Origin of the sequence: Limnobaculum eriocheiris (assembly GCF_021010575.1) — a bacterium.
Classification (GTDB): Bacteria; Pseudomonadota; Gammaproteobacteria; order Enterobacterales; family Enterobacteriaceae; genus Limnobaculum; species Limnobaculum eriocheiris.
In genome coordinates this window covers 1-5070 of the sequence record NZ_JAJNAG010000080.1, presented here as the reverse complement: position 1 = coordinate 5070, position 5070 = coordinate 1, and the positions used below count along the sequence as shown (strand labels likewise).

The following is a 5070-nucleotide window of genomic DNA, read 5'->3' as shown; positions in this document are numbered from 1 at the left end:
GGTGGAATGACCGTTTCGGATCACATCACTCGTTTCAGAACAGCGGGGACAAACTACATCAATCTTTGCCATCAATCATCCAAAGGGCGAAGAATACCACAACACTAAATATGCGTCACGACCGCAAAACAGATCCCTGCATTACGTTCATTACTCGCTATGCGTAATTTATTACGCGACCTGAAATCCAACCTGTTGGATAACGCGACTTTCCGCCTGGAACTGGAACGTATTTTAAAAGATGAACAATTATCAGACGAACTGCGTGCTGAATTAGCGGCAATTGGTTCTTTGCCAAACGGTTCTGATTCTCAGTAATCATCATTCTTTGATACGTATTTTATAAGGATTATTTATGTCTACCTCTACACAAGGTTCCAGTTCTAAAAGTGCCAGCACCGTAGTGAAAGATGCCAGCAGCGTCTATCAGTCGCTGTTTGATAAAATTAATCTCACTCCGGTTGCGCAATTTGACGATATCGTTAAGTTTCAGGACAACGATGCGTTGGCTGAAGCCTCAGCAGATGAACGCGTCACTATGGCGGTTAACGTATTTCTGAATATGGTTCAGCAATCGGCGCAAAAAGTGGACAAGTTGGATAAGAGCCTGCTGGATTTTCATATCAGCCAAATCGATAAACAACTGAGTGAGCAGTTGGATGCCGTAATGCATCACCCTGAGTTTCAATCTATCGAGTCTGCATGGCGCGGTTTAAAGTTTCTGGTTGATCGCACCGATTTTCGTCGAAATGTCAGAATCGAAGTACTGGATGCTTCAAAAGAAGCCCTACAGCAAGACTTCGAAGATGCACCAGAAACTATCCAAACCGGTTTTTACCGTCATACCTACATTCAGGAATATGACACCCCGGGCGGAGAACCCATTGGCGTAACCATTTCTAACTTTGAGTTTGACCGTGGCCCGCAGGATGTTGCATTGCTGCGCAATATCTCTAAAGTGGCGGCAGCGGCCCATATGCCGTTTATTGCCTCCGTAGGTCCGGCGTTCTTTGGTAAAAATAATATGGAAGAAGTGGCGGCAATTAAAGATATTGCTAACTACTTTGACCGTGCTGAATATACCAAGTGGAAAAGCTTCCGTGATACCGATGATTCCCGCTATGTGGGTTTAACCCTGCCACGCGTACTGGCGCGTCTGCCATACGGTCCGGATACGGTACCGGTGCGTAACTTCAATTACACCGAAGAGGTAAAAGGGCCGGATCACGATCGTTATCTGTGGACCAACGCCTCATTTGCTTTTGCGGCCAATATGGTGAAAAGCTTCGTCCGTAACGGCTGGTGTGTACAGGTTCGTGGCCCGCAGGCTGGCGGTCTGGTCGACGATTTGCCAATCCATTTGTATGACCTGGGTACCGGTAATCAGGTTAAGATCCCAACGGAAGTACTGATCCCGGAAACCCGTGAATTTGAATTTGCTAATCTGGGCTTCATTCCACTGTCATTCTATAAAAACCGTGACTACGCGTGTTTCTTCTCCGCTAACTCAGCCCAGAAACCGGCACTGTATGACACTAAAGAAGCTACCGCTAACAGCCGAATCAATGCCCGTTTACCGTACATTTTCCTGCTGTCACGTATTGCCCATTATCTGAAAGTGATTCAGCGTGAAAATATCGGCGCCACCAAAGACCGCCGCGTGCTGGAGCTGGAGCTGAATGCCTGGATCAATAATCTGGTAACCGAAATGACCGATCCGAGTGATGAAGTTCAGGCATCGCATCCGTTGCGTCAGGCAAAAGTTATCGTAGAAGATATTGACGATAACCCGGGCTTCTTCCGTGTGAAAACATTCCTTATTCCTCACTTCCAGATTGAAGGCATGGACATCAATTTATCGATGGTTTCTCAAATGCCAAAGGCTAAAGCTTAATTTTATCCGGAGTTTGAAATAATGAAGATCCACCGCCCGTTATGGAGCGAAGGTGCGTTTTTGTCGCCGGAACAATTCCAGCAACAAAGTCGATGGGAAGCGTTTAGTAACGACCAAATTGCCAGGCTCTGCCTGGCTAATCCCTGGGGCGTCCAGCGCGTTGCGTTTGACGCTCAGGCTTTGACATTGGATAAACTTAACGCAGAAAGTTTAAGCGTGCGTTTTCCCGATGGTAGTTGGATAGATACCGACATCTCTGATGCTTTACCTCCGGCCCGCGATCTGAAACAAAGCATTCCGGCTGACCGTAATGAAGTGACGGTTCTGTTGGGGTTGCCGTTGTTACATGCCAACGGTGGCAACTGCCATCAGGAAGGTAACTACTCGGAGCGGCCATTACGCTACCGGCAAGAATGGGTAGAAATTCAGGATCTGTTTGGTCAGGGTAATGAATCCATTGCCGTTGAGCGCTATGCACTGACACTGTTGTTCGATTTCGAAGAGCAGGGAGATTATCTTACCTGTCCATTGGTTCGTTTGAAACGCGATGCTAACGGTCTGTTTGCTATTGAACCAGCTTTTCTGCCTCCGTTACTGAGTTTAGCTGCCAGTAATGGCGTGCTAACTCAACAGCTGGATATGTTATGCACTCAGGTGCAATCAAAACGTCAGCGCCTGATGGGAATGCGTCGTGAACGCAATCAGCAAATGGCAGAATTTGCCGTAGCCGATGTGTCCCTATTCTGGTTGCTTAACGCACTGAACAGCCATGAACCGCTGCTTAAATTTTTGCAACAGTATCCGGTTACTCATCCTGAACAGCTTTATCAACAACTGGTCTCGCTGGTCGGTGCACTGCTAACGTTCTCTCTGGAACATGATGTTGAGGCGATCCCGTCTTATCAGCATACCCAATTGGACAGAGTGTTCCCGCCGCTGTTTAAGCTGATTGGGCAACTGTTAGAGGCCAGCCTGCCATCAAGAGTGATTGCTATCGATCTGGTTCACAGCAATGGTACCCGCTGGTCTGGTCGTTTACAGGATAGCCGCCTGACGGAAGAGGCCGATTTCTATCTGTCGGTACGTTCTTCGTTACCGGCGCACCAACTGCTGGAACTGATGCCGGTGCTGTGTAAAGTCGGCTCTCCGGATGATGTGAGCCAAATCATTAACTCAGCGCTGTCCGGCGTTCCGCTAAAAGCATTAAGCCATGTGCCAGCGGCCATCCCGCTGCGTCTGGATAATCAGTACTTCGCTCTGGACTTAACCCATCCGGCCGCGCAGAGCATGCTGGCAGCACGTTGCTGTGAGTTTTATGTTCCGCGTTCACTGCCGGACGTTTCTCTGGAACTGTTTGCGGTACTTAAATCATGAGCCAAAACCTGAAAAGTGTCTCCATTGATGAACTGTTGCGCGATATCGCCCTGACGGTGGTGCATTTGCGAGCTGACTCAATGGTGGAGCAGGGGGAAGCGCTGTACAAACGTTGCGTAGAACAAATCAACCAACTGCGTAAGCGCTTAACCGAAATGCAATGCGGTACCGATGTGGTTAACGATATCAGTTACGCCGCCTGTGCCTTACTGGATGAAACCGTTCTGTTACGCAATAACAATGGAGGTTACAACGTTTGGCAGAGCACACCATTACAGGTCACCTTCTTTAAAACTTATCAGGCGGGTGATGAGCTGTTTGAACGCATCCGTCAACGTATACGTCATCCGGAAGGTGCTCAACTGGTACTGGCTTGCTATGACCGTATTTTGGGGCTGGGCTTCCAGGGGCGTTATCTGTCGCAGCCACAAACAGAAAGAGAACAGTTGGTGATTGCGGTACGGGAATTGTTACCTGAATCTTCCGTGGGTAAAAGCGTATCGATGATCAACGCAGTACAGGGAAAAGGCGGCTTCTGGCGTAACTCTTCGCTGCTGTTCTGGACCGGTATTTCAGTAATGGCAGTAATTTTACTGTACATGCTGTTACGCCAACATCTGGACAGTACGTTGGTTCAGCTATTACAGGGCGCATAACAATTTTTCAATCCGGCACTGTGACTGCTGCCGGTATGAAAACCAATGCAATTAAACAAGCGTTTTACAGGAGAGAAAATCTTACACAGAAATAGGGAAGTTCCTGAGGTATTGATATTAAGACGTGTGGATAACTTAGCGTCATACCCGGGTTGTCACCTTATCGATGGGGTAAGGGATCCTGCACAACGATACGGCATTGCAAAATCGACGTGGGATTGAAATTAAGGATGTGAATGTGGGTGATTACCCTTGGCGAGTGCAGCTGCTGTATGCCACCTGTCTTTGTCTGGCTCTGCTGCTGTTCTTCCTACCTTTGCCAATCGGCTGGGTAGTTATAGGTTGTGTACTGACCCTGTTGGTCAGCGGATATAAAGGGTGGCGCACCCTGAGGTATACCAGACAGGTTAGCAGGTATCGCCTTATCTGGATGCGCTGGACAGACAACTGGAAGCATTACCGGAGAGCCTGAGGCGCCGGTTACCGGTGATATTAGTCACCGGCGATGCCACCACTCGTTACTTTGCTGAACAAGAGAATAAGCAGGTAGCAATAAGCGGTAAGAGTATCTGGATTGCAGTACCGGATATGTCAGAACTCTCTTTGACGGCAGATGCCCTGAGTGGACGCTGGCCCGAGATGGCAGGAAGGATAGGCGTGTTGTTCACGCTGACACCTGAACGCTATATCAACAGTCAGTCACTGGTGGGATATCTGCAAACGTTTCGCCAGTCATGGGCGGATGCCAGCAAAACCAGCGGCTATAAGCTGCCGGGGTATCTGACAGTCAATACCAGACTGGGTGATAAAGCACCAGAGCCAGCCCCCTGGTTTTGGTGGAATAAACAGAGTTCGGGAATACGCATTTTAGATGACTGCCACACGCCTCTAAATCAGTGGTGTCAGCAGGGAGAACAACAACACCAATGTCAGCGTCAGCATCTGGCGGTGATATTGAAAACCCTACAACAGTGGCTGGATGAGCAGGTTATTCAGGTACTCAGCGATACACAACAGCCGTGTAAGCACACCCATTTTAGTACCACATACTTTTTGAGATTTCTGGGTTTTCAGCCATCAGCCGGTATTCTTCCGGTGTCAGGTTATTCAGGGATTCATGGGGCCGCTCACTGTTGTATTCATTCA

5 protein-coding genes and 2 pseudogenes are annotated in these 5070 nt (G+C 48.5%); 5 read left to right on the top strand and 2 right to left on the bottom strand.

Translation table 11 applies throughout. The features are described from left to right. On the bottom strand, positions 1 to 72 hold a 72-nt coding region (locus LPW36_RS17420; RefSeq protein ID WP_338085959.1), incomplete at its 3' end, for an IS1 family transposase. Positions 73 to 117: 45 nt separating this feature from the next. Between LPW36_RS17420 and LPW36_RS17415 the strand changes: the two are divergent. The 5 genes and pseudogenes from LPW36_RS17415 to LPW36_RS17395 form a co-directional block, all read left to right on the top strand. Further along, positions 118 to 318 (top strand): annotated as a pseudogene (locus tag LPW36_RS17415) (type VI secretion system contractile sheath small subunit); the annotation flags it as partial. Between the two features lie 37 nt (positions 319 to 355). Further along, on the top strand, positions 356 to 1894 hold the full coding sequence (gene tssC / locus LPW36_RS17410) for a type VI secretion system contractile sheath large subunit (RefSeq protein ID WP_230611848.1): 1539 nt from the start codon (positions 356 to 358) through the stop codon (positions 1892 to 1894). 21 nt (positions 1895 to 1915) lie between these two features. Beyond that, complete coding sequence (gene tssK / locus LPW36_RS17405) at positions 1916 to 3268, top strand: type VI secretion system baseplate subunit TssK (RefSeq protein ID WP_230611846.1); 1353 nt, start codon at positions 1916 to 1918, stop codon at positions 3266 to 3268. Further along, the gene (gene tssL / locus LPW36_RS17400) at positions 3265 to 3924 is read left to right on the top strand and encodes a type VI secretion system protein TssL, short form (protein WP_230611844.1); all 660 of its coding nucleotides are present in this window, start codon (positions 3265 to 3267) and stop codon (positions 3922 to 3924) included. The genes tssK and tssL overlap by 4 nt, the downstream gene beginning before the upstream one ends. Before the next feature lie 238 nt (positions 3925 to 4162). Then, on the top strand, positions 4163 to 4396 hold the full coding sequence (locus tag LPW36_RS17395) for a hypothetical protein (protein WP_230611842.1): 234 nt from the start codon (positions 4163 to 4165) through the stop codon (positions 4394 to 4396). Between the two features lie 564 nt (positions 4397 to 4960). On the opposite strand, the pseudogene LPW36_RS17390 reads toward LPW36_RS17395, so the two are convergent. Beyond that, a pseudogene (locus LPW36_RS17390) lies at positions 4961 to 5070 on the bottom strand (integrase); the annotation flags it as partial.